This is a genomic window from Enterobacter sp. BWH64 (assembly GCF_001037645.1).
Taxonomy (GTDB): Bacteria; Pseudomonadota; Gammaproteobacteria; order Enterobacterales; family Enterobacteriaceae; genus Enterobacter; species Enterobacter hormaechei_C.
On the sequence record NZ_KQ089922.1, the window covers coordinates 1,996,231 to 2,021,202 of the forward strand.

Consider the following 24,972-nt stretch of genomic DNA (forward strand, 5'->3'; position numbering starts at 1 on the left):
GCGAAGCGCCACCGGGCGTTTTTTTACAGCGTATGCTCAGTACGGGCGATAATATCGTCCTGCGCATCCGGCGACAGGGCGGTGAAGAACGCCGAGTAACCCGCGACGCGCACCACCAGGTCACGATACTGATCCGGGTGTTTCTTCGCTTCCAGCAGCGTTTCGCGGGAGACGATGTTGTACTGAATATGCCAGCCTTTATGCACCTCGAAGAAGGTGCGCAGCAGCACCATCAGCTTCTGGCGATCGCTGTCGTTTTCCAGCGTCGACGGGTTCAGCTTCTGGTTTAGCAGCACGCCGCCGAGAATCGCTTCCGTCGGCAGTTTACCCACGGAGCCAATCACCGCCGTCGGGCCGAGGTGGTCGGTACCGGAGGCCGGGCTTGCCCCTTCCGCCAGCGGGGTGTGGGCTTTACGGCCGTCCGGCGTTGCCATGGTTGCTGCGCCAAACGGCACGTTTGCGGAGATAGACGACGTGCCCGCATAGTAGTTACCCCCAATCGGGCCGCGGCCGTAGCGTGGATTATGGTACTGCTTCAGCTCTTCAATGTAGGTTTCGTAGGCACGGGTCAGCAGCAGGTCCACGCTGTCGTCGTCGTTGCCGTACTTCGGCGCGCCGTTGATCAGGCGCTGGCGCAGCTGCTCGTGGGTCAGCCCCTCGAAGTCATCCGCCAGCGCCGCCGCCAGCTGTTGCTGACCGATAACGCCCTGGTCAAACACCAGCTTCTTCACCGCTGCCAGGCTGTTGCCGAGGTTGGCGATCCCCACCTGTAGGCCGGAAACCCAGTCATACTTCGCGCCGCCCTGCTTAATGCTTTTCGCGCGTTCGATACAGTCGTCCACCAGCGCCGAGCAGAGAATATCGTGGACGTTCTCTTCCAGCATGGTGTCCACCACGTACTCGATCTCAATGGATTTGCGGGTGTAGTAGCGGATCTGGTTATCCCACGCCGCCATGACCTCATCGAAATTCCCGAAGTTACCGGCAGAAAGCGCTTTTTCCTGCGGCAGGAACACCTGGCCGCTGGTGGCGTCGCGACCGCCTTCCAGCGCCGCCAGCATCACGCGGGCGAAGTTGATAAAGCTCATGCCGGTGCAGCGATAGCCCCACTTGCCGCCGACGGCGGTTTCGATGCAGCCAATCGCCGCATAGTCATACGCGTCCTCTCGTTCCACGCCGAGCTTGATAAATTCCGGGATCACGATTTCATCGTTGTTAAACGCCGGCATCCCGAAGCCGCAGCGGATCACCTGCACGCAGGCGTCGAGGAAGTCGTTGCTCATGCCCGCGTGGTAGCGCACGCTCAGGTTCGGCTGGGTGGAGCGCAGACGGCCGCAGGATTCGAGAATGGCGTAAGAGAGCGGGTTGACCGCGTCCATCGGTTCACCGTTGACCAGCTTCTGGCCGCCGATGGTGACGTTCTGATACAGCGGGCTGCCCGCAGAGGCTTTGGAGTGCGAGCCGGAGCGGATTTTGTTCACTTCCAGCAGCTTCAGCCAGCAGCTGTGCAGCAGCTCAATGGCGTGCTCGCGATCCAGACTCTGGTCCAGCTCCACGTCGCGGCGGTAGTACGGGTAAAGGTACTGGTCCATACGGGCAAAGGAGACGGAGTGACCGTTGGACTCAATTTGCAGGATCAGCTGAATGAAGTAGCACAGCTGTAGCGCCTGCCAGAAGGTTTTTGGCGGTTGGTGGGCGATGATGTCGCAGTTTTCCGCCATGGCCAGCAGCTCGTCGCGGCGGCTGTCGCGGGTTTCTGTTGCGGCCATTTCACGCGCCAGGTCGGCAAAGCGTTTGATGTGCAGGCTTACGGCTTCCAGCACGATATCAATGGCTTTCAGGAACTGGTCGCCGTGCAGATCGTCCAGCACCGTCAGGTTGATGCGCGACCGGCGCTCGGCCACTTTCGCGCGCAGGCCGTCGAGACCTTTCTCCAGCACCAGCGGGAAATTCACCGCCAGGTGTGCGTCACCGGAGGTCATGTTGCCTTCCGCTTTGATGATGCCGGTTTCCAGCAGGCCTTTCTGCTCGTCGGTAAACATACCGTAGCAGCGATCCTGCACCGTCTGGCCGCGCCACCACGGGCAGATCGCATGCAGGACGCGCTTGTTCTCTTCGCTCACCGCAAAGCCCGCGCCCGGACGGTCCGCCAGATCGTCAATCTCTTTCTCAATCCAGGAGACGGTATATTCCGGGAAAATCGGCGCGGCGCGCACTTCGCTTGCCTGGTTACCGATAATCAGCTCGTCGTGTTTGATCCAGATGGTGCGTTTTGCCAGGTGATGCGCCAGCGCCAGCGCGCGACGTACCGGGATCGGCTTGTCCAGATGCTGCTGATACATTTCGGTATAGTGCTGCGCGCGCTCGGTACAGACCGGCGGCTTAACGATATGTACCAGCGCCGTTTTGTGCGCCTTGATGCGCTCGCTGAGGGTGTTGAGATTCAGGGTGGTCATAAGTTTATCCTCGTAAGGTCGCGGTTAACCCTTTCTGGCAGGCATACTGCTGTGCGAAGTCCAGCAGGGCAGGGTTATCCAGCGGTTTGTCAGGGGCAGAGTAGGGTTGGCCGAGCAGGGTGTATTTGTTCATGCCCAGCGTGTGATACGGCAGAAAATGAATATCGTGAACGCCGAGTTCGTCGGCGGCGAAATTGGTAATGGCGGTAACCGACGCTTCATCGGCGTTAAAGCCCTGGATCAGCGGCACGCGAATGGTGATTTTTTTCCCGGCGGCAGCCAGGCGCTTCAGGTTGTCCAGGATCCGTCTGGCTGAGCCATTGGTCCACTGTTTGAATACGTCACTATCCACATGCTTCAGGTCCGCCAGGAACAGATCGACATACGGCAGTGACGGCTCGATATAATGCCAGGGCACGTGAAGGCAGGTTTCAACGGCGGTATGAATGCCTTGTTCATGGCTGGCTTTAAACAGGGCATGTGCCAGCGCCGGGTTCATGAACGGCTCGCCGCCGGAGAGGGTGATCCCGCCGCCGCTGCGGTCGTAGAAGGGCTTGTCGCGCAGCACGGTGGCCATAATCTCCTCCACCTGCTTCTCTTCACCGCAGACGGTAAGCGCCTGGGTCGGGCAGCAGTCGGTAAGGGCAGTGAGCGTCTCGTCGTTAAGCTTCTCACGATGAATGACCAGCCCGTTCAGCGCGCGTTCAACACACCCCGGCGCGGCCTGCTGACAGAGGTCACAGCCGTCCAGGCACAGGCGGGCATCAAACAGGACGTCCCGCGTGCGGGAGCGGCTTTCCGGGTTCTGACACCAGCGACAGCCCAGCGAGCAGCCTTTCAGGAATACCACGGTTCGAATACCGGGACCGTCGTGGGTGGAGTAACGCTGTATATTGAAGATCATTTTCTTGCCCTCGAATTACATATGAAGATTAAATTACTTTCGAATGAAAGTTATCTTGATATGGGTCAATTCCTGAGCAGGTTTTGCTGTGATAGGGTAAGTGCAGGCTAATTTTGAGGGTGACATCATGGAACTTTATCTCGACACATCTGACGTTGCGGCAGTCAAAAAGCTGGCGCGTATCTTCCCGCTGGCGGGCGTGACCACTAACCCAAGCATTGTGGCGGCGGGTAAAACGCCTCTGGAAGAGCTGCTGCCCGCGCTGCACGACGCGCTGGGCGGCAAGGGCCGGCTGTTCGCTCAGGTGATGGCGAAGACCGCCGAGGGAATGGTGGAAGACGCACGTAAGCTGCGCGCGATAATCAATGACCTGGTGGTGAAAGTGCCCGTGACCGCTGAAGGGCTGGCGGCGATCAAAATGCTGAAAGCAGAAGGGATCCCGACGCTGGGTACGGCGGTGTACGGCGCAGCACAGGGGTTGCTCTCCGCACTGGCGGGGGCTGAGTATGTGGCTCCTTATGTGAACCGCGTGGACGCGCAGGGCGGGGACGGGATCCAGACGGTAGTCGAACTGCAACAGCTGCTGACCCTGCATGCCCCGCAGTCAAAAGTGCTGGCGGCGAGCTTTAAAACCCCGCGCCAGGCGCTGGACTGCCTGCTGGCAGGGTGCGAGTCCATCACGCTGCCGCTGGACGTGGCGCAGCAGTTTATTACCTCTCCGGCCGTGGATGCGGCAATTGTGAAGTTTGAGCAGGACTGGCAGGGGGCGTTTGGACGGACGTCTGTCTGATGCGGTTGCCGGGTGGCGCTAACGCTTACCCGGCCTACGTTTGCATCGCTGTTGCCGGGTGGCGCTGACGCTTACCCGGCCTACGTTGCATCGCTGTTGCCGGGTGGCGCTGACGCTTACCCGGCCTACGTTTGCATCGCTGTTGCCGGGTGGCGCTAACGCTTACCCGGCCTACGTTTGCATCGCTGTTGCCGGGTGGCGCCGTTCGAGCCGTTGTAGGTCGGGTAAGGCAAAGCCGCCACCCGACTTTTTTATTTGCTGCACACCTCACACCCCGGATTACGCATCAGCTTCATCTCGCGGAACTGGCAGGTCATCGCGTCATACATCACGATTTTACCCGCTGCGGGCGTGCCGTAGTGTGCCAGCACTTTGATCGCCTCCATCGCCTGCAAGGAACCGATAACGCCAACCAGTGGCGCCATCACGCCCGCCTCGACGCAGGTCAGCGCATTCTCGCCAAACAGACGGCTCAGGCAGCGGTAGCAGGGCTCTCCTTCAGCGTAGGTGAAGACGGTGATTTGCCCCTCCATGCGGATGGCCGCGCCGGAAATCAGCGGCGTTTTATGGGCAAAGCAACCCGCATTGAGCTGGTTGCGAATGGCGACGTTATCGGTGCAGTCCAGCACCAGGTCATGCCGTGCAATCTGCGCAAACAGCGCGTCGTCATCCAGCATCGCGTCAATCAGGGTGAACTGAACGTTGGGGTTAATGCGCGCCAGCGCCGTGCGTGCTGATTCCACTTTAGGCTGACCGACCGTCGCGTCGCTGTGCAGCGTCTGGCGTTGCAGGTTGGACACCGACACGGTGTCGAAATCCAGCAGCGTCATGCTGCCGACGCCCGCCGCAGCCAGATATTGCGCCGCCGCGCAGCCCAGCCCGCCCAGACCCACAACCAGCACGCTGGCCGCCTTGAGCGCTTCCTGGCCCTCGAAATCAAACCCGCGCAGCACGATCTGGCGGTTATAGCGCATCATCTCCGGGTCGCTCAGTTCCACCGTCATGTCAGCCTCCGAACAGGTGGTTAAAGCGTTCCACTTCAACCCATTCGCCCGCCTCAACGTGGCCGCGATCGCGCTCCAGTACGATAAAGCAGTTCCCCTGACTGAAGGAGCTAAAGATGTGCGAACCCTGATGCCCGGTGGTGCTCACCTCCAGCTCGCCGTCGGCGTTGCGCGCCAGAATGCCGCGCTGGAAATCGAGACGGCCCGGTGATTTTTTGAGGCGCGTTGCCGCCCGCACGCGCACACGCTCCGGCAGCGGGCTGGCATTGTTGCCTGAAAGCTTCGCCAGCAGCGGGATCACCAGCTGGTAGAAGGTCAGCGCGGCAGAGACCGGGTTACCCGGCAGGCCACAGAACCAGCTGTGCGGAAGTTTGCCAAACGCGAACGGTTTGCCCGGTTTAATCGCCAGCTTCCAGAAGGCGATTTCGCCCAGCTCTTCAAGCAGGGTTTTGGTGTAATCCGCTTCGCCAACCGATACGCCGCCGGAGCTGATCACCACGTCGGCAGAGGCGTCAGCGTCGATAAACGCCGCGCGCAGTTTTTGCGGATCGTCAGGAATGATACCGAGGTTAATCACCTCACAGCCCAGCTGCTCAAGCATCAGGTGCACCGCCAGACGGTTGGTGTCGTAAATCTGCCCCTCGTTCAGCGGCTGACCCGGAAGCTGTAGCTCATCTCCCGTGGAGAACACCGCCACGCGCACTTTGCGGACCACGTCAATCTCCGCGATGCCAAGCGATGCCAGCACCGGCAGTTCGGCGACCGTCAGCTTTTGCCCGGCGGCAAAGACCGTTGCGCCCAGGGTAATGTCTTCCCCGATGTGGCGGATATTCTGTCCCGCTTTGACGCTGGCGGTAAAGCGCACGCCGTCGTCCGTTTGTTCGGTCTCTTCCTGCATCACCACGGCTTCACAGCCCTTTGGCACCGGTGCCCCGGTCATAATGCGCACGCAGGTGCCCGCTGGCCACTCACCGTTAAACGGCTGCCCGGCAAACGCTTTACCTGTCACCGGCAGCGGCTGACCCGTTTGCAGATCCGCCAGACGTACGGCATAGCCGTCCATCGCCGCGTTATCGAACCCCGGCACGTTCAGCGGCGAGACGATATCGCGCGCGGCAATACGGCCAAAACAGCGCACAAGCGGCAGTGTCTCAACGTCGTGCAGTGGAGTAATACGATCAAGCATCTGCGAGAGTGCCGTCTCAAGCGGCATCAGTCCGGCGGTAAAATCCATGGTGGGCTCCTGCGGAGTAACAACGAAAGCGCTCATTATGGCAGAAAAGTGCGGCTAACTGTATGACCCGATGGGTGTACGCTTTACATCACAGTTGCGTCTTTCTATATTCAAAAATCATCTGAAGATTCGTCGACGATAATGATATTTATAGAAAAAGCAGCCAGCCAGGCTGATGGGTGATGCGAAATGAGTAAAGCGGTTATCGCAATTCATGGCGGTGCCGGGGCAATCACCCGTGCACAGCTCAGTCCCGAGCAGGAGAAGCGTTATATTGATGCGCTGAACGCCATTGTGGAAACAGGCCAGCGGATGCTGGAAGCGGGCGACAGCGCGCTGGACGTGGTGACCGAAGCAGTACGTCTGCTGGAGGAGTGCCCGCTGTTTAATGCCGGTATTGGCTCGGTCTTTACGCGCGATGAAACGCACGAGCTGGATGCCTGCGTGATGGACGGCGTCACCCTGAAGGCGGGCGCGGTAGCGGGCGTCAGCCGTCTGCGTAATCCGGTGCTGGCCGCGCGTTTGGTGATGGAACAAAGCCCGCATGTGCTGCTGGCCGGGGCGGGGGCGGAAAAATTTGCCGTTGAGCACGGGATGGACACGGTCTCGCCCGATCTTTTTTCCACCGAGGAGCGTTACCGGCAACTGCTGGACGCCCGTACAGCGGGGATGACGCAGCTGGACCATGCCGCGCCGCTCGATGAACGCAGCAAAATGGGCACGGTAGGCGCGGTGGCGCTGGATAAAGCCGGTAATCTCGCCGCCGCGACGTCGACAGGCGGTATGACCAACAAACTTCCCGGTCGCGTCGGCGACAGCCCGCTGCCGGGGGCCGGGTGTTACGCCAATAACGCCACCGCGGCGGTGTCATGCACCGGCACCGGCGAAGTGTTTATCCGCGCGCTGGCGGCCTACGACATTACCGCGCTAATGGATTACGGCGGATTAAGCCTGAGTGAGGCCTGCGAGCGGGTAGTGATGGAGAAACTGCCGGCGCTGGGCGGGATTGGCGGCTTAATTGCGGTGGATCGGGAGGGCAACGTGGCTCTGCCGTTCAACAGTGAAGGGATGTACCGGGCGTGGGGGTATGCCGGCGATGCGCCCAGCACAGGCATTTATCGTGAATAAGGGGGCATTGCGTGCCGCACCGTGAAGAGCTGGACAACTGCGAAGTGCTGGCTGTCCACCAACTGAATATTGCGTTTCAGGAAGAGCGGCAGTTCATCCCCGCAGTACAGAATTTATCGTTTTCGCTCAGGCGCGGCGAGACGCTGGCGATTGTTGGCGAATCAGGTTCCGGTAAATCCGTTACCGCGCTGGCGCTGATGCGTCTGCTTGAGCAGACGGGCGGGCAGGTCACCAGCGAGCGGATGCTGTTGCGCCGTCGCAACCGTCAGGTTATCGATCTCAACGAGCTGAGTGCGTCCCAGATGCAGGGGGTGCGCGGGGCAGATATTGCGATGATTTTTCAGGAGCCGATGACCTCCCTGAACCCGGTTTTTCCGGTGGGCGAGCAGATTGCCGAATCTATCCGCCTGCATCAGGGACTGAGCGGTGATGAGGCGCTCAATGAAGCAAAACGGATGCTGGAGCTGGTGCGTATCCCTGAGGCGCACGCGATTTTGTCCCGCTATCCGCATCAGCTTTCCGGCGGCATGCGCCAGCGGGTGATGATTGCGATGGCGCTGTCGTGCCGTCCGGCGGTGCTCATTGCGGACGAACCCACCACGGCGCTGGATGTCACCATTCAGGCCCAGATCCTGCAATTGATTAAGGTATTGCAGCAGGAGATGGAGATGGGGGTGATTTTCATCACCCACGATATGGGGGTGGTGGCGGATATTGCCGATCGGGTGCTGGTTATGCATCAGGGCAATGCCGTGGAAACCGGCACGGTGGAGCAGGTCTTTCATGCGCCGGTGCATCCTTATACCAAAGCGCTGCTGGCGGCGGTCCCGCGTCTGGGGGCCATGAATGGCAGTGATTTTCCGCGCCGTTTTCCGCTGTTCTCACAGACCGAACAGGGCCAGCAGGAAGACGAAACCGAACAGGATACGGTGGTTCCCGGCAGGCCAATTCTCGAAGTGCGTGACCTGGTGACCCGTTTCCCGCTGCGTAGCGGGATCCTCAATCGCGTGAAGCGCGAAGTGCATGCGGTTGAAAACGTCAGTTTTGATCTCTGGCCGGGCGAAACGCTGGCGCTGGTGGGGGAGTCCGGCTGCGGTAAATCCACCACCGGACGGGCGCTGCTCAGGCTGGTGGCGTCGCAGGAGGGGAGCATCACCTTCAACGGTGAGCGCATCGACACGCTCCCTAACAGTAAATTGCAGGCGGTGCGCCGGGATATTCAGTTTATATTCCAGGATCCTTATGCGTCGCTCGATCCGCGCCATACGGTGGGGTACTCGATTATGGAGCCGCTGCGGGTGCATAACCTGCTCGACGGTGAAGCCGCGCAGCGCCGCGTCGCATGGCTGCTGGAGCGCGTGGGCCTGAAGTCGGAGCATGCCTGGCGTTATCCGCACGAATTTTCTGGCGGTCAGCGTCAGCGTATCTGCATTGCGAGGGCATTGGCCCTCAATCCGAAAGTGGTGATTGCGGATGAGTCCGTGTCAGCGCTGGATGTCTCTATCCGCGCGCAAATTATCAATCTCCTGCTCGATTTACAGCGGGATTTGGGCATTGCGTTTCTGTTTATCTCCCACGATATGGCGGTGGTGGAGCGGATCAGCCATCGCGTGGCGGTGATGTACATGGGGCAAATTGTTGAAATCGGCCCCCGTCGGGCGGTGTTTGAAAACCCGCAGCACCCTTACACCCGCAAGCTGATGGCTGCCGTACCGGTTGCCGATCCTGAGCATCGTCACGCCCAGCGCGTGCTGTTGCAGGACGAAATGCCGAGCAATATTCGTAAACGGGGCGAAACCCTGGAGCGCGTGGCGCTGCGTGAGGTGGGACCCGGTCATTTTGTCGCACCACCGCGTCAGGGCAATGCATTCTCGCGGTTATAACTTACAACAGGCAGGAGAACACAATGGTTCCTTTTGTTGCTCGTAAATGGCTGCTGGCCGCGAGCGTGACGGCTGCGCTGGCCGCCGCCCCCGCGTTCGCGGCGAAAGATGTGGTGGTGGCTGTGGGGTCTAACTTCACGACCCTGGATCCGTATGATGCCAACGACACTCTTTCTCAGGCGGTGGCAAAATCCTTCTACCAGGGGCTGTTCGGCCTGGACCGCGAAATGAAGCTGAAAAACGTGCTGGCGGAAGGCTATACCGTGTCGGACGACGGGCTGGTCTATACCGTTAAGCTCCGTACCGGCGTGAAGTTCCAGGATGGCACCGACTTCAACGCCGAGGCGGTTAAGGTCAACCTGGATCGTGCCAGCAATCCGGAAAACGGTCTTAAACGCTACAACCTGTATAAAAATATCGCCCAAACCGAGGTGGTTGATCCGGCAACGGTGAAGATCACCCTCAAAGAGCCGTTCTCGGCGTTTATCAATATCCTGGCGCATCCCGCGACGGCGATGATTTCGCCCGCCGCCCTGAAAAAATACGGCAAAGAGATTGGATTCCACCCGGTGGGGACCGGACCGTACGAACTGCTCACCTGGAACCAGACCGATTTTGTGAAGGTGAAAAAATTCGCCGGATACTGGCAGCAGGGGCTGCCGAAGCTGGATACCATCACCTGGCGGCCGGTAGTGGACAATAATACCCGCGCCGCAATGCTGCAAACCGGCGAAGCGCAGTTTGCCTTCCCGATCCCGTACGAACAGGCGGCGCTGCTGGCGAAAAACAGCAAGCTGGAACTGGTGGCCAGCCCGTCGATCATGCAGCGCTACATCAGCATGAACGTTACGCAGAAACCGTTTGATAACCCGAAGGTGCGTGAAGCCATCAACTACGCCATTAACCGCCAGGCGCTGGTGAAGGTGGCCTTTGCCGGCTACGCCACCCCGGCGACGGGCGTGATGCCGCCAACCATTGAGTACGCGCAAAGCTATCAGCCGTGGCCTTACGATCCGGCGAAAGCGCGGGAACTGCTGAAAGAGGCGGGCTATACGAACGGCTTTAGCACTACGCTGTGGTCGTCGCATAACCACAGTACCGCGCAGAAGGTGCTGCAATTTACCCAGCAGCAGTTGGCGCAGGTGGGCATTAAAGCCAGGGTTACGGCGATGGATGCCGGACAGCGAGCGGCGGAAGTGGAAGGCAAAGGACAGAAAGAGAGCGGCGTGCGGATGTTCTACACCGGCTGGACGGCTTCAACCGGAGAAGCGGACTGGTCCCTGTCGCCGCTGTTTGCTTCCCAGAACTGGCCGCCAACGCTGTTCAATACCGCGTTCTACAGTAATCCGCAGGTGGATAAAGATCTGGCCGATGCCCTGAAAACCACCAAACCGGAAGAGAAAGCACGCCTGTACAAAGAGGCGCAGGACATTATCTGGAAAGAGTCGCCGTGGGTGCCGCTGGTGGTGGAAAAACTGGTCTCAGCCCACAACAAAGCGCTGACCGGTTTTTACATCATGCCGGATACGGGCTTTAGCTTTGATGACGCGGATTTGAAATAAAACTCATGCTGAATTATGTGTGTAAACGCCTGCTGGGGCTTATCCCGACGCTGCTGATTGTGGCCGTGCTGGTGTTTTTGTTTGTCCATATGCTGCCCGGCGATCCGGCGCGTTTGATTGCCGGACCGGAAGCGGATGCGACGGTTATTGAACTGGTGCGTAAACAGCTCGGTCTTGACCAGCCGCTGTACAGGCAATTTCTGCGTTACATTGGCAATGTCCTTCAGGGCGATTTCGGCATCTCAATGGTGTCGCGTCGTCCGGTGTCGGAGGAGATTGCCAGCCGCTTTATGCCTACCTTCTGGTTAACGATTGCCAGTATGAGCTGGGCGGTTGTCTTTGGCCTGGGCGCGGGGATTGTCGCCGCCGTCTGGCGCAACCGCTGGCCGGATAAGCTCGGTATGGCGCTGGCGGTCACCGGCATCTCTTTCCCGGCGTTTGCGCTGGGCATGCTGCTGATGCAGATTTTCTCCGTCGAGCTGGGCTGGTTGCCGACCGTCGGGGCCGACACCTGGAAGCACTACATTCTGCCCTCTATGACGCTAGGCGCGGCCGTTGCGGCGGTTATGGCCCGATTTACCCGCGCCTCGTTTGTCGACGTGCTGAGCGAAGATTACATTCGCACCGCGCGGGCAAAAGGGGTGAGTGAGAAATGGGTCATTCTGAAGCATGGTTTTCGTAATGCGATGATCCCGGTGGTCACGATGATGGGGCTACAGTTCGGCTTCCTGCTGGGGGGCTCTATCGTGGTTGAGAAGGTCTTTAACTGGCCGGGGCTGGGGCGCCTGCTGGTCGACTCGGTCGATATGCGTGACTATCCGGTTATTCAGGCTGAAGTCCTGCTTTTCTCGCTGGAGTTTATTCTTATCAACTTAGTGGTGGATGTGCTGTACGCCGCCATTAACCCGGCCATCAGGTATAAGTAAGATGCGATTACTGAACTGGCGTCGCCAGGCCATTTTAAACGCTATGCCGGGGATCAGGCCGGACCATATTCGCACCCCGTGGGTTGAGTTCTGGCGTCGATTCCGTCGTCAGCCCGTCGCTATGGTCGCCGGGTTGTTTGTGTTACTGCTGATCCTGGTGGCGATTATCGCCCCCTGGATAGCCCCGTTTGATGCGGAAAACTACTTCGACTACGACCGGCTGAACGATGGTCCGTCGATGATGCACTGGTTTGGCGTGGACTCGCTCGGGCGCGATATTTTTAGCCGCGTGCTGGTAGGGGCGCAGATCTCACTGGCGGCCGGGGTCTTCGCGGTGCTGATGGGCGCAGCAATTGGCACCGTGCTGGGGCTGGTGGCCGGGTACTACGAAGGCTGGTGGGACCGCATCATCATGCGTATCTGCGACGTGCTGTTTGCCTTTCCCGGTATTCTGCTGGCGATTGCCGTGGTGGCGGTGATGGGCAGCGGCATGGCGAACGTCATTATCGCCGTGGCGGTATTCTCGATTCCCGCTTTCGCGCGTCTGGTACGTGGCAACACGCTGGTGCTGAAGCAGCAGACCTTTATCGAGTCGGCGCGCAGCATGGGAGCCAGCGATGCCACCATCCTGTTCAGCCATATTCTGCCGGGAACGGTCTCGTCTATCGTGGTCTATTTCACCATGCGCATAGGCGTGTCGATTATCTCGGCGGCCAGCCTGTCGTTTCTGGGGTTAGGGGCACAGCCGCCGACGCCGGAGTGGGGGGCGATGCTGAACGAGGCGCGGGCGGATATGGTGATTGCGCCACACGTGGCGATCTTCCCGAGCCTGGCGATTTTCCTGACCGTGCTGGCGTTTAACCTGCTGGGGGATGGGCTGCGCGACGCGCTGGATCCGAGGATTAAGGGGTAGTGCAGTGAAATGTGCCGGGTGGCGGCTACGCCTTACCCGGCCTACAAAAGGGAAGCAGGGTGTTTAAACCCGGCTACCCCACAGGTCATACTCATCCGCGTTTTCAACCTTCACGCGAATAATATCACCCGGCTTAACCTGTGTTTCGCCGTTCAGGTACACCGCGCCGTCGATTTCAGGCGCATCCGCCATGCTGCGGCCAATCGCGCCTTCTTCGTCCACTTCGTCGATAATCACCAGAATTTCGCGGCCCACTTTCTCCTGCAAGCGTTCAGCCGAGATCTGCTGTTGCAGCTGCATAAAGCGGTTCCAGCGCTCCTCTTTTACCTCTTCCGGCACCTGGTCCGCCAGCTCGTTGGCGGTTGCGCCTTCAACCGGGCTGTACTTGAAGCAGCCGACGCGATCCAGACGCGCCTCTTTCAGGAAGTCGAGCAGCATCTGGAAATCTTCTTCGGTTTCACCCGGGAAGCCGACAATAAAGGTGGAGCGCAGGGTCAGATCCGGGCAGATCTCACGCCACTGCTTGATGCGCGCCAGTTGGCGATCCACGGAGCCAGGACGTTTCATCAGCTTCAGAATACGCGGGCTGGCGTGCTGTAGCGGGATATCCAGATACGGCAGGATTTTGCCTTCCGCCATCAGCGGGATCACATCGTCAACGTGCGGGTAAGGATAGACGTAGTGCAGGCGCGTCCAGATCCCGAGCTTAGCCAGCTGCTCGCACAGGCCGACCATGCTGGTTTTCACCGGCTCGCCGTTGTGGAAACCGGAGCGGTGTTTGACGTCCACACCGTAGGCGGAGGTGTCCTGGGAGATGACCAGCAGCTCCTTCACGCCCGCGTCGGCCAGGCGTTTGGCTTCTGCCAGCACCTCGCCAATCGGACGGCTCACCAGATCGCCACGCATCGACGGGATGATGCAGAAGGTACAGCGGTGGTTGCAGCCTTCGGAAATTTTCAGGTAGGCGTAGTGGCGCGGCGTCAGCTTCACGCCCTGTTCCGGCACCAGGCTCAGGAACGGGTTGTGCTTTGGTTTGGGGACGTAGTGATGAACATGTTCCAGCACCTGCTCGTAGCTGTGCGGGCCTGTGATCTCAAGCACTTTCGGGTGCACTTCGCGGATCTGATCCACCTTCGCGCCCAGGCAGCCGGTGACAATCACTTTGCCGTTTTCCGTCAGGGCTTCACCAATGGCTTCCAGTGACTCCTGGACCGCGCTGTCGATGAACCCGCAGGTGTTGACGATCACCATGTCGGCGTTGTCGTAGCTTGGCACCACGTCATAGCCTTCAGTGCGAAGTTCAGTCAGGATGCGTTCGGAGTCCACCAGGTTCTTCGGGCAGCCGAGGGAGACAAAGCCGATTTTCGGCGGGTGCGTAACATTGCTCATAGGTTAAAAATTCATCAATTATGGAGTTATCAGGGCGGGATTTTACAGCGTATCGCGGGGGATTTATACACTCTTGATGGCGCAGTTGAGGCGGGCAATCGTTGTAACATTGTAAAGAATGTTAATCAGTTATCGTTTATTGATCTCAGGCATTACATTGTACAAAAAATGACCTTATCCTTAATAAGGTAACATGGCTGACAGGGGAGGAAGTAGCATGTCCGTTGACAGACTGAAACGCGATCTGCTTAACAAGCTGATCAACGCCCGAATCGACCTGGCCGCATATCTGCAACTCCGCAAGGCGAAAGGGTATATGTCAGTCAGCGAAAGCGAAAATCTGCGTGATAACTTCTTTGAACTTTGCAATTTCATGCGTGAAAAAGCACCCATCCTGAAAGCGCACTGCGCTGAAAGCGAATTAGTGGCGCTGCGCCGCGCCGCCGAGGTGCTCTCCATCGCCGGAGTCTGTTTGATGAACGGACGTCACGACTGCCCGAATTTTATTGCCGTTAACGCGGAGAAGCTTGAAAACTGCCTGACCACGCTCGCGCTTTGCATCATGTGTCTGAACAAGCCGGAAACGCTTGCCCGGCACTGAACCCGGGGGAGGCAACTCCCCCTTCTGATTAAGCTTTTGTAAAAGTGGTAACGCACCCGGGAACAGTGGCTAATCTTTAAGCCATATGTCGATAAAGGAGTGCGTTATGCCTCGATCCTCGTTGATTTTCCTTCCAGTCTTGTTATTCCCGCTTTCACTGCTTGCAGCGCCTGAGACGGTTAAAGTCGACGTGCTACAGACAAAACTGGATCACCCCTGGTCGCTGGCGTTTTTGCCAGATAACAAGGGGCTGCTCATCACGCTCAAAGACGGGCAGCTTAAGCACTGGCAGGCTGGAAAAGGGCTCTCCGATCCGATTGTCGGCGTGCCGAAAGTGTGGGCGAGCGGCCAGGGCGGACTGCTGGACGTCGCGCTGGCCCCGGATTTTGCACAGTCACGGCGGGTCTGGCTCAGCTTCGCCGAGGCAGGTAATGATGGCAAAGCGGGTACCGCCGTGGGCTACGGGCGGTTGAGCGATGACATTTCGCGCATTGAGGGCTTCCAGGTGGTGTTCCGACAGATGCCGAAGCTCTCTACCGGCAACCACTTTGGCGGACGGCTGGTGTTCGACGGCAAAGGCTATCTCTTTATTGGCCTGGGTGAAAACAACCAGCGCCCGACGGCGCAGGAGCTGGACAAGCTTCAGGGCAAGGTGGTGCGCCTGACGGAGGACGGAAAAGTGCCGCCGGATAATCCGTTTGTGAACACCGCCGGTGCGCGCCCTGAAATCTGGTCCTATGGCATTCGCAACCCGCAGGGGATGGCGATGAATCCGTGGAGCGACACGCTGTGGCTCAACGAACACGGACCACGCGGTGGGGATGAGATTAACATTCCTGAGAAGGGCAAAAACTACGGCTGGCCCCGGCGACGCACGGGATTAATTACAGCGGCCTGAAAATCCCGGAAGCGAAAGGCGAGCACGTTGAGGGCACCGAAAAACCGCTGTTTGTCTGGAAAGTATCGCCCGCCGTCAGCGGCATGGCGTTCTACAACAGCGACGTCTTCCCGCAGTGGAAAAACAAGCTGTTTATCGGCGCGTTGAAGGAGAAAGACGTCATTGTGCTGAGCGTGAAGGGCAATACCGTGACGGAGGACGGACGCATTCTGGGCGATAAAGATCAGCGTATTCGCGATGTGCGCGTCGGGCCGGATGGCTATCTGTACGTGCTGACTGACGAGACGGACGGGCAGCTGCTGAAAGTCAGCCCGTCCGGGTCGTAATCAGGTCACCGGGATCATCACCACGTTGCGATACGCCGGGCGCTCGCTAAGCTGCTGGATCCAGCGCTCCAGGTGAGGGCGCGGGGTCCAGTTGAGACCCATGTTAGTGAGGTTCCAGACGAAGGGGGCGACGGCGATATCACCCACGCCGAAGGTGTCGCCGGAGAACCAGGTGTGCTTCGCCAGTTCGTCGTCCATCATCGCGAACAGGGATTCGCAGGCGTCCTGGGCGGCATGAATGGCGGGATAATCACGTTCGGCTTCCGGCGTGCGGATCAGCCCCATCAGGATCACCCGGTGCGTGGGGGAAAGCGTCTGGTTTGCCCAGTCCATCCATTTTTCGCCCTGCGCGCGCCGGGCCGGATTTTCCACCCACAGGCGACCCTGGCCGTATTGCGCGGCGAGATAACGCACGATGGTGTTGGACTCCCACAGCGTGGCGTCTGTCTCGTCATCGCGCAGCAACGGCACCAGTCCGTTTGGGTTCATCGCCAGATAGTCGGCGTCTTTATTCACCCCGAACGCCATGCCAGCCATGATTTGGTTGAACGGTAAATCCAGTTCCTCCAGCGTCCAGAGCACTTTCTTCACGTTAGTCGAATTGTTCCTGCCCCACAGCGTAATCATATTTACTCCCGATGAGATGTGAATCCGAGTCAGCTTTTCGCCATGGTGAGATAAACCTAACAATTACGCAACAGATGCTAAAAAAAACGCCGCAATCAAAGCGTATCTGAATGTTATTGCATAAACTTTAAAAACTTTACCTGGAACAGGTTTCTTTGAACGCTGTAGTGCGCTATTACTCATCGCTTCTTGCGACACGGTGATTGTGACGTGATTTTTAGAATGGACACTCGGGTGGCATTTATGACGCAAAAAACTTCTTCTCTGCGCAGCCTGGCGGCAGGCTCGGCGCTGCTTTTCCTTTTTGCCCCAACGCTCCATGCGGCGGAACAGACGGCGCCCGAAGCGCCGCCTGTCGATGCGCGCGCCTGGATCCTGATGGATTACGCCAGCGGGAAAGTGCTGGCGGAAGGTAACGCCGACGAAAAACTCGACCCGGCGAGCCTGACGAAAATTATGACCAGCTATGTTGTCGGCCAGGCGTTGAAAGCGGGCAAGATCAAGCTGGATGACATGGTCACCGTCGGCAAAGATGCCTGGGCGACGGGTAACCCGGCGCTGCGCGGCTCGTCCGTCATGTTCCTGAAGCCCGGCGATCAGGTCTCCGTTTCCGATCTGAATAAAGGGGTCATTATTCAGTCGGGAAATGATGCCTGTATTGCGCTGGCCGATTACGTCGCAGGCAGTCAGGACTCATTCATTGGGTTGATGAATGGCTACGCGCAAAAACTGGGTCTGACCAACACCACCTTTAAAACCGTTCACGGCCTGGATGCGCCCGGTCAGTTCAGTACCGCGCGCGATATGGCGCTGCTGGGCAAAGCGCTGATCCATGACGTGCCGGATGAGTACGCCATCCATAAAGAGAAAGAGTTTACCTTCAACAATATCCGCCAGCCTAACCGTAACCGTCTGCTCTGGAGCAGTAACGTTAACGTGGACGGCATGAAAACGGGGACGACCGCCGGGGCCGGATACAACCTGGTGGCTTCTGCGACGCAGGGCGACATGCGCCTGATCTCGGTGGTGCTGGGGACGAAAACCGACCGCATTCGTTTTAATGAATCCGAAAAACTGCTGACCTGGGGTTTCCGCTTCTTTGAAACCGTCACGCCGATTAAGCCGGACGCCACCTTCGTCAGCCAGCGCGTCTGGTTTGGGGATAAAAGTGAAGTGAACCTGGGGGCAGGTGAAGCGGGGTCCGTCACCATTCCACGCGGTCAGCTGAAAAACCTGAAAGCCAGCTATACCCTGACCGAGCCACAGCTGACCGCGCCGTTGAAAAAAGGCCAGGTGGTCGGGACGATAGATTTCCAGCTTAACGGCAAATCCATTGAGCAGCGTCCGCTGGTGGTGATGGAAGCGGTGGAAGAGGGGGGCTTCTTCAGCCGGATGTGGGACTTTGTGTTAATGAAGTTCCACGGCTGGTTTGGCAGCTGGTTCAGCTAGGTTTTTGCCGGGTGGCGCTGCGCTTACCCGGCCTTCGTTCGAGCTGTTGTAGGCCGGGTAAGCGAAGCGCCACCCGGCATAACCTCAATACATCAACTTCACCTGCTGCGCCTTTGCATACGACACCAGCTCGTCATCCGGGCGGCAATCACTGACGATGGCGTCAAAGCGCGACAGTTCCCCCATCCTTGCCGGACGAACCTTGCCAAATTTACTGTGATCAACCACCAGCACATGCTGCTGTGCGGCGTTGAGCGCCCACTGTTTCACCGGTAACTCTTCAAGATTAAAACAGGTTGCCCCCTGTTTCACATTCACACCCGCCGCAGAGTAAAAGGCGATATCCGGACATACATTGCTCAGCGTGTCCTGAATATTCAGCGGCTTGAAGATGGCGTTGCTGGCATGAAACTCGCCGCCGCACAAAATCACCCGGCACGCCGGTTTCTCCTGCAAGGCCAGGAAGGTGTTTAGCGAATAACAGACGGCGGTAAAGGGAACGGTGCTGTCGATGGCCTCGATGATCCACGGGGTTGTCGTACCGCAGTCAAAAAACAGCGTTTGATGCGGCTGCACCAGCGAGGCGGCGAGCCGCGCGGCTTTGCGCTTCTCTTCCACCAGGCGTGTTTTTTGATCGCTTAACAGATAATGGCTGGCGCTACGCGGCTCCAGAACAATATACCCGCCAAGCAGCACAACGGGGGCGCTGTCGCTGTTCAGATCGCGACGAATGGTCATTTCAGACACGCCAAGCAGGGTAGCGGCTTCCTTAAGATGCAGCTTATCGCTGCGCTTCAGCGCCTGAAGCAGCTGAGCAATGCGGTCATCGCGACGTGTTTCCATAGATCCTCGGGCTAAAAAAGTGAGCCCCCGCAGGGCGGGGGCTCAAGTGTAACCTGACGGACCGGGGTTAGTCACGTATCCAGCCTTTGCGGATCGGAAGGGCAAACAGAACGCGATAGGCCTGTGATAATCCACGATAAAGCGCCGGACCAAAGAGGCTCCACAGGATGGCTGCGCTGACGCAGCCCATCAGCCCCACCAGGAAACCGCCGACCATATCCAGCGGCCAGTGCACGCCCAGGTAGACGCGGGACCAGGCGATGGCGACCGCCACCCCCATCAGCACCATGCCAGACCACAGGCGATGCCAGAACAGGAAGGCCAGCGCAAAGGTGAAGATCACCGTGCCGTGATCGCTCGGGAACGAGTCATCCGGCGCATGGTGCAGGAAGTTGTAGCCGACGCGATCGACAAACGGACGATCGTGCGGAAAGGCGTGGCCCAGCACGTAGCTTGCCAGCACGCTCACGCCGATCGCCATCGCCATTTTGATCACCAGATGGCGCTGGGCGGTGACCTGTGTACGAGGTCCCCATAACCAGAGGATCACCGCCAGCGCCGGTACAATGCTGATCACATCTTTCGCAATGAAGGTGGCGAGATCGATCATCCATTCCGGTGATGCTGGCGTGGCGTTGAGCAGGTAAAACAGTTCGTAGTTCAGATTTTCTAACATAATCTCGTTACTCTTTAGCAAACCAGGTGGAAACCAGCCCGTAAACCAGCACCTGGGAAAACCAGACCCACCACCCGGCCCACAGGTTGTGAGAGAAAAAATGCGCGCCGCGCATGACCTGCCCGAATCCCATCAGCAGCCCCATAACAACGCCTAACGCGACAAAGGACCATGCCAGGCGCGGACGTTCACGCCAGAAGGCAAAAAACAACCCCATCACCATAAACCCGCTTGAGGCGTGGCCGCCGGGAAAGCAGCGTCCCGGTCCGCTGTCTGCCGGAACGGCGCTGAACAGGGGATACGAGACGGCTTTGCCGCCATACTCCACCAGATCCCACGGACAGCTGTGGTGGCTTATGCTTTTCAGCACCCCAACTACCAGCGCCCCCAGCCCCATCAGAAGCGCGGCCGTCACCAGCCGGGCATTGCGTTTGTAAGCGCCGTAAATCAGCGATGCGGCAGCCAGCGCAATGGTCACATATTTCGCCAGCCGATGGTTCAGCAGATCCAGCAGCGGGTTTTGCTGTAGCGGGAAATGGTGCGTCGCCGCGTCATACCAGAAGCCGGTTATCCATCGGTCAAGCGATTCATCGCGCGAAAGCCAGGTAAAAAGCAGCGCAAGGACGATCAGCCCGAAAAGCTGATAACCATAAAAGCGGGCAGACAAACGGTAAAGGCTTTTTGTCTTATTTGTCGGTAACTTAGATAATTCTGAAGGGCTGACGGCGTGTGTCATAGTTTCGGTCAATAACGTGAAATAGCACTATCATAGGGAGGGCAACTTAAGGAAACCTTAAACAACAACGATAAGTGCCTTATTTCTGTGTTTTCACGTGATTATGCTATCTCAGACAGCGGCAATTCATTACACTCATCGCGATTTTTTCATACTAAAGAGATTGCATGATAAACCGTTCTTCTTCCGGTAATCGTCTGGGTCGTCAGGCGTTACTTTTTCCTCTGTGTCTGGTGCTTTACGAATTCTCTACCTACATCGGCAACGACATGATCCAGCCAGGCATGCTGGCTGTGGTTGAGCAGTACAACGCAGGTATTGAGTGGGTACCTACATCCATGACCGCCTATCTGGCGGGCGGCATGTTTTTACAGTGGCTTTTAGGGCCGCTGTCGGATCGTATTGGCCGCCGCCCGGTGATGCTGACGGGCGTGGTGTGGTTTATCGTCACCTGTCTCGCCACGCTGCTGGCGCAGAACATTGAGCAATTCACGCTGCTGCGTTTCCTTCAGGGCGTGAGCCTGTGCTTTATTGGCGCCGTGGGCTACGCCGCTATTCAGGAGTCGTTTGAGGAGGCGGTATGTATCAAAATAACCGCGCTGATGGCGAACGTGGCGCTGATTGCGCCGCTTCTGGGGCCGCTGGTCGGAGCCGCATGGGTCCACGTTGCGCCGTGGGAAGGGATGTTCGTCCTCTTTGCCGCGCTTGCGGCCATCTCTTTCTTTGGGCTGCACCGTGCGATGCCGGAGACCGCCACCCGCCTGGGCGAAAAGCTCTCGCTTAAAGAGCTGGGGCGTGATTATAAGGCGGTGCTGAAAAACGGCCGTTTTGTCGCGGGCGCGCTGGCGACGGGCTTTGTCAGCCTGCCGCTGCTGGCGTGGATTGCCCAGTCGCCGGTTATTATCATCAGCGGCGAGCAGCTTAGCAGCTATGAGTATGGCCTGTTACAGGTGCCGATTTTTGGCGCGTTGATTATCGGTAACCTGGTGCTGGCGCGTCTGACGTCGCGTCGTACCGTGCGTTCGCTGATTATTATGGGTGGCTGGCCCATACCGGCAGGGCTGATTATCGCGGCGGTGGCGACCGTAGTCTCGTCCCATGCGTACCTGTGGATGACGGCGGGGCTGAGCGTTTATGCGTTTGGTATTGGCGTGGCGAATGCTGGCCTGGTGCGCCTGACGCTGTTCGCCAGTGAAATGAGTAAAGGCACGGTGTCTGCCGCGATGGGGATGCTGCAAATGCTGATTTTCACCGTCGGTATTGAGGTGAGCAAGCATGCCTATGCTTTCGGCGGTAACGGACTGTTCAACCTGTTTAACCTCGCCAACGGCGTGCTGTGGATTGCCCTGATGGTGGTATTCCTGAAAGACAAACGCGTCGGAAACGCCCTGCAACCGTAATCCTTATTCCCTCTCCCTCAAGGGAGAGGGGGCCGTCTGTGCAGGCATTATTTTGTGGGGAACCCTCAGCCCTGTGTGGGAGGGTAGGATGAGGGCACCAGAGCGCACGGAATCAATTAAACGGCGCCTCCCCGTCCAGCACCCTATCAATTACGTCCAGCACCCCTTCGTCATTATTGTTCGGCGCTTCATAGCGGGCCACCGCCTTAATGTGCGGTCTGGCATTGGCCATCGCGAAGCCAAACCCAGCCTGGCGCAACATCTCCACGTCGTTACCGCTGTCGCCAAAGGCCACCACTTCACTGTCCTCAATGCCCCAGCGCGCTTGCAGGATCCGCAGGCCGTTAGCTTTGTGTACGCCGGGGATAATCAGGTCGATACTACCGTGTCCCGTGGTCACCGGCACCATGATGTCGCCAAGCTTCTCATGCAGCAGCGCCTGAATGCGCGGAATTTCGTCGTCAGAGACGTTTAGCCCGAATTTGAAGAAAATATCGTTGAGGTTGTCAAAGCTGCTGACGCTTTCAAGGCGGTGATAGTATTTCGCAGCAATCTCTTTGAAGAGGTCGTTATACGTTTTCAGCGTGTAGGCGCTGTTTTTTCCGCAGGCAATTATCTCAATGCCGGGCACGTCGTTTAACAGGGTGGCGACGGTCAGGAAGTGCTCTTTCGACAGTTCGCCGTTAAACACATCTTCGCCCGCATCCACCACCCAGCCGCCGTTTTCGGCAACGAAGGCAATTTCATGGGCGATCTCCGGGAAAAATGAGATCAGCTGGTAGTACTGGTTTCCGCTGGCGACCACAAAACGGATGCCTTGCGCTTTCATGCGCGCGTACTGCGCCAGAAAACGCGCGCGGTTATAGGTTTTCGCATCGCTCAGGAAGGAGCCATCCATGTCGACTGCAATCAGTTTAACGCTCATATCCCTTCTCCATTGACGTTGTTTCTGCTTCCGGTTTTGCCACCGCTCGCGCCACCAGGGCGGCAATAATGACTAACCCTAATACCACCAGCATCGCGCTGCGTAACCCGTAGTGCTCACCGAGGAATCCAAGCAGCGGCGGGCCCACCAGGAAAGCGAGGTAGCCCGTGGTCGCCACGACGCTCACGCGCGTCGGCGCGTCGGGGCCGGTATCGCTGGCAGCGGAAATGGTCAGCGGGAAGCCAAGGGAGGCGCCCAGTCCCCACAGGATCACCGACACGCCGGCAATCCAGTCCACATCCACAAAGATAATCATCGCGATGCCCAGCCCACCCAGCAGGGCGCTGGCACGGACGACAGCCACGCGGCTGTAACGGTCGATAAACCAGCCCCCGGTAAAGCGTCCGACGGTCATGCCGAGCGTAAACCCGGCGTAAATCAGCGAGCCGGAGGTGGGGCTAAATCCGTGCCCGTCCACCATCAGCAACGGTAGCCAGTCGTTGGCGGAGCCTTCAGCAAACGCCATCGCCAGTACCACCACGCCAATCAGCATCAGCTGGAAATCGCGATAGAAGGGCAACCCTTTTGCCGCAGACTTCTGTTCGTCCGAGGCATTTTGTCCTGTGCCAGCGGGAATAGCCCTGATGCCGGTGAGGATCGGGATAATACAGACCAGCGCCGCGAGTAAAATGTGCACATTGGCCGCAATGCCCAGCGCCGTCAGCGCCATCCCTATGCCCGCGCCCGCCAGCGTGCCGAGGCTGTAAAAGCCATGCATCATCGGCAGCACCGTTTTGTTCATCGCCTGTTCAACGGCGGCCCCCTCGACGTTAATGGCCACTTCCGCCGCACCAAAGCTGCCGCCAAATACCATCAGCCCAAGGGCAAACATCAGCGGCGAGGCGAACCACAGCGCCACGCTCAGACCGAGCATTCCCACCACGGCGCAGCACATGGTGGTGCGGATCACCGCGCGCGTGCCAAAGCGTTTCACCAGCCAGGCCGAGCAGAGGATGCCGCTCATCGAGCCAATCGACAGGCCAAACAGCACGATCCCCATCTCCGCCGTCGAAACGGATAGCGTATCGCGGATTGCCGGGGTGCGCGTTGCCCAGGAAGCCATCAGCAGCCCGGGGATGAAGAAGAACATAAATAGCGCCCACATGCGCAGATGCAGGGCTTTGCGAGGAGAAGTTAGCGTCATTGGGATCAGCACCAGAAGTACAACAATAGCGACAACACTAGCAACTTTGTGTACATTTGTACATAAACCGGATGAGGATTTTATGAGCAGACCACCGAACGACCCTAACCGCCGCGAGAAGATACTCCAGGCGACGCTGGACACCATTGCTGAGCACGGTATTCATGCCGTCACGCACCGCAAAATTGCCACCTGCGCAGGCGTGCCGCTGGGGTCGATGACCTACTATTTCGACGGGATGGAGTCGCTTCTGGAGGAGGCATTCACGTGGTTTACGCAGCAGATGTCTCAGCAGTACCGGGATTTCTTCGCGGGGGTTACGGGGCGCGAGAGGGCGTGCGAGGCCATTACCACGCTGATCCACAGTTCAGCCGTGACCACGCCACACAATATGGCGCTGATGTATCAGCTGTACGCGTTTATGCACCGCAGCGCCGCGCTGAAAACGGTGATGCAGGACTGGATGAAGATGAGCCAGGCTACGCTGGAGCAGTGGTTTGATCCGGCCACCGCCCGCGCGCTGGATGCGTTTATCGAGGGGATGACGCTGCATTTTGTGACCGATCGGTCGCCGTTAACCCGGGAGGAGATCCGGGTGATGGTGGGGCGGATTGCAGGCGAGGATACCGTCTGATAGCACTCGCCCCGGCTACGCTTATTGTCGGGAGATTTTTTTCCCGCTGGCGTCAACGACGACTTCGCCATCTTCCTTTGTAAATGCCCCTTTTTGCGCGTCCGGAAGGATGTCGAGAACGACTTCAGAAGGACGGCACAGACGGGTGCCCAGCGGTGTCACCACAATCGGACGGTTAATCAGGATGGGGTATTGCAGCATGAAATCGATAAGCTGGTCATCGGTGAAATTTCCCCCGGCAAGGCCCAGTTGCTCATAAGGCTCGACGTTTTTGCGCAGCAGATCGCACACGGAAATCCCCATGTCTGCAATCAGCCTGGTCAGTTGATCGCGTGACGGCGGGTTTTCCAGATAGAGGACAATCTCTGGTTCCGTACCGCTGTTGCGGATCATCTCCAGCGTATTGCGCGACGTGCCGCAGGCGGGGTTGTGATAAATGGTGATGTAGCTCATATCAGTGACTC

23 protein-coding genes and 1 pseudogene are annotated in these 24,972 nt (G+C 58.4%); 12 read left to right on the forward strand and 12 right to left on the reverse strand.

The genetic code is table 11. The annotated features are described in order from the left end of the window. Positions 1-23: 23 nt before the first annotated feature. Both SK50_RS09440 and SK50_RS09445 read right to left on the reverse strand, forming a co-directional pair. On the reverse strand, positions 24-2,456 hold the full coding sequence (locus SK50_RS09440; RefSeq protein WP_015571035.1) for a formate C-acetyltransferase/glycerol dehydratase family glycyl radical enzyme: 2,433 nt from the start codon (positions 2,454-2,456) through the stop codon (positions 24-26). 4 nt (positions 2,457-2,460) lie between these two features. Then, complete coding sequence (locus SK50_RS09445; protein WP_017693748.1) at positions 2,461-3,360, reverse strand: glycyl-radical enzyme activating protein; 900 nt, start codon at positions 3,358-3,360, stop codon at positions 2,461-2,463. 127 nt (positions 3,361-3,487) lie between these two features. Between SK50_RS09445 and fsa the strand changes: the two genes are divergently transcribed. Further along, on the forward strand, positions 3,488-4,150 hold the full coding sequence (gene fsa / locus SK50_RS09450; protein ID WP_048229336.1) for a fructose-6-phosphate aldolase: 663 nt from the start codon (positions 3,488-3,490) through the stop codon (positions 4,148-4,150). 12 nt (positions 4,151-4,162) lie between these two features. Next, positions 4,163-4,309, forward strand: coding sequence for a hypothetical protein (locus tag SK50_RS23830; RefSeq protein WP_154816688.1), 147 nt, complete (start codon positions 4,163-4,165; stop codon positions 4,307-4,309). Positions 4,310-4,401: 92 nt separating this feature from the next. Here the strand turns inward: SK50_RS23830 and moeB are convergent, their stop codons facing one another. Both moeB and moeA read right to left on the reverse strand, forming a co-directional pair. Then, entirely contained in the window at positions 4,402-5,154 is a 753-nt protein-coding gene (moeB, locus tag SK50_RS09455; protein ID WP_017693746.1) for a molybdopterin-synthase adenylyltransferase MoeB, read from the reverse strand. A gap of 1 nt (position 5,155) precedes the next feature. After that, on the reverse strand, positions 5,156-6,388 hold the full coding sequence (moeA, locus tag SK50_RS09460) for a molybdopterin molybdotransferase MoeA (RefSeq protein WP_017693745.1): 1,233 nt from the start codon (positions 6,386-6,388) through the stop codon (positions 5,156-5,158). A gap of 189 nt (positions 6,389-6,577) precedes the next feature. Here moeA and iaaA point away from each other — a divergent pair, with 189 nt between their 5' ends. Genes iaaA through gsiD form a run of 5 tightly spaced genes read left to right on the forward strand, consistent with a single transcriptional unit; the run spans position 6,578 to position 12,800 of the window. Next, positions 6,578-7,516 (forward strand): beta-aspartyl-peptidase, encoded by a 939-nt coding sequence (iaaA, locus tag SK50_RS09465; RefSeq protein ID WP_017384893.1) that lies wholly within the window; start codon positions 6,578-6,580, stop codon positions 7,514-7,516. Positions 7,517-7,527: 11 nt separating this feature from the next. After that, entirely contained in the window at positions 7,528-9,399 is a 1,872-nt protein-coding gene (gsiA, locus tag SK50_RS09470) for a glutathione ABC transporter ATP-binding protein GsiA (RefSeq protein ID WP_017693744.1), read from the forward strand. Between the two features lie 23 nt (positions 9,400-9,422). Next, positions 9,423-10,961, forward strand: a complete 1,539-nt coding sequence (gene gsiB, locus SK50_RS09475) for a glutathione ABC transporter substrate-binding protein GsiB (protein ID WP_032634035.1) — start codon at positions 9,423-9,425, stop codon at positions 10,959-10,961. Between the two features lie 5 nt (positions 10,962-10,966). After that, a complete protein-coding gene (gene gsiC / locus SK50_RS09480; RefSeq protein WP_006809475.1) occupies positions 10,967-11,887 on the forward strand; it encodes a glutathione ABC transporter permease GsiC in 921 nt (306 codons plus the stop codon). Between the two features lies 1 nt (position 11,888). Continuing rightward, positions 11,889-12,800: a glutathione ABC transporter permease GsiD gene (gene gsiD, locus SK50_RS09485; protein ID WP_015571027.1), complete on the forward strand. Its 912-nt coding sequence runs from the start codon at positions 11,889-11,891 to the stop codon at positions 12,798-12,800. A 63-nt stretch (positions 12,801-12,863) separates the two neighbouring features. On the opposite strand, the gene rimO is transcribed toward gsiD, so the two are convergent. Continuing rightward, complete coding sequence (gene rimO / locus SK50_RS09490; protein ID WP_017693743.1) at positions 12,864-14,189, reverse strand: 30S ribosomal protein S12 methylthiotransferase RimO; 1,326 nt, start codon at positions 14,187-14,189, stop codon at positions 12,864-12,866. A 217-nt stretch (positions 14,190-14,406) separates the two neighbouring features. On the opposite strand from rimO, the gene bssR reads away from it, so the two are divergent. Together bssR and SK50_RS09500 are read left to right on the forward strand one after the other, a co-directional pair. Further along, complete coding sequence (bssR, locus tag SK50_RS09495; RefSeq protein ID WP_032620009.1) at positions 14,407-14,790, forward strand: biofilm formation regulator BssR; 384 nt, start codon at positions 14,407-14,409, stop codon at positions 14,788-14,790. Between the two features lie 106 nt (positions 14,791-14,896). Further along, a pseudogene (locus SK50_RS09500) lies at positions 14,897-16,014 on the forward strand (PQQ-dependent sugar dehydrogenase). Here the strand turns inward: SK50_RS09500 and SK50_RS09505 are convergent. Then, positions 16,015-16,641: a glutathione S-transferase family protein gene (locus SK50_RS09505; RefSeq protein ID WP_015571026.1), complete on the reverse strand. Its 627-nt coding sequence runs from the start codon at positions 16,639-16,641 to the stop codon at positions 16,015-16,017. A 243-nt stretch (positions 16,642-16,884) separates the two neighbouring features. On the opposite strand from SK50_RS09505, the gene dacC reads away from it, so the two are divergent. Continuing rightward, positions 16,885-18,090 carry a serine-type D-Ala-D-Ala carboxypeptidase gene (gene dacC / locus SK50_RS09510; RefSeq protein ID WP_023296184.1) on the forward strand — a complete coding sequence of 402 codons (1,206 nt, stop codon included), beginning with the start codon at positions 16,885-16,887 and terminating at the stop codon, positions 18,088-18,090. Between the two features lie 84 nt (positions 18,091-18,174). Here dacC and deoR read toward each other — a convergent pair whose 3' ends face one another. The 3 genes from deoR to SK50_RS09525 all read right to left on the reverse strand — a co-directional run bounded on the left by deoR (position 18,175) and on the right by SK50_RS09525 (position 20,345). After that, positions 18,175-18,933: a DNA-binding transcriptional repressor DeoR gene (gene deoR, locus SK50_RS09515; RefSeq protein ID WP_017384886.1), complete on the reverse strand. Its 759-nt coding sequence runs from the start codon at positions 18,931-18,933 to the stop codon at positions 18,175-18,177. Between the two features lie 67 nt (positions 18,934-19,000). Continuing rightward, a complete protein-coding gene (gene ybjG, locus SK50_RS09520; RefSeq protein WP_015571025.1) occupies positions 19,001-19,609 on the reverse strand; it encodes an undecaprenyl-diphosphate phosphatase in 609 nt (202 codons plus the stop codon). Between the two features lie 7 nt (positions 19,610-19,616). Then, positions 19,617-20,345, reverse strand: coding sequence for a phosphatase PAP2 family protein (locus SK50_RS09525; protein WP_045343709.1), 729 nt, complete (start codon positions 20,343-20,345; stop codon positions 19,617-19,619). Positions 20,346-20,512: 167 nt separating this feature from the next. Between SK50_RS09525 and SK50_RS09530 the strand changes: the two genes are divergently transcribed. Then, positions 20,513-21,745: an MFS transporter gene (locus SK50_RS09530; protein WP_045343707.1), complete on the forward strand. Its 1,233-nt coding sequence runs from the start codon at positions 20,513-20,515 to the stop codon at positions 21,743-21,745. Positions 21,746-21,857: 112 nt separating this feature from the next. On the opposite strand, the gene SK50_RS09535 is transcribed toward SK50_RS09530, so the two are convergent. Next, positions 21,858-22,670: a Cof-type HAD-IIB family hydrolase gene (locus SK50_RS09535; protein ID WP_022650681.1), complete on the reverse strand. Its 813-nt coding sequence runs from the start codon at positions 22,668-22,670 to the stop codon at positions 21,858-21,860. Next, complete coding sequence (locus SK50_RS09540; protein WP_017384883.1) at positions 22,660-23,874, reverse strand: MFS transporter; 1,215 nt, start codon at positions 23,872-23,874, stop codon at positions 22,660-22,662. Before SK50_RS09540 ends, SK50_RS09535 begins: the two co-directional genes overlap by 11 nt. 82 nt (positions 23,875-23,956) lie before the next feature. Between SK50_RS09540 and SK50_RS09545 the strand changes: the two genes are divergently transcribed. Then, positions 23,957-24,508, forward strand: a complete 552-nt coding sequence (locus tag SK50_RS09545) for a TetR/AcrR family transcriptional regulator (RefSeq protein WP_015571021.1) — start codon at positions 23,957-23,959, stop codon at positions 24,506-24,508. Positions 24,509-24,529: 21 nt separating this feature from the next. Here the strand turns inward: SK50_RS09545 and arsC are convergent, their stop codons facing one another. Then, positions 24,530-24,961 carry a glutaredoxin-dependent arsenate reductase gene (arsC, locus tag SK50_RS09550; protein ID WP_015571020.1) on the reverse strand — a complete coding sequence of 144 codons (432 nt, stop codon included), beginning with the start codon at positions 24,959-24,961 and terminating at the stop codon, positions 24,530-24,532. Between the last annotated feature and the right edge of the window lie 11 nt (positions 24,962-24,972).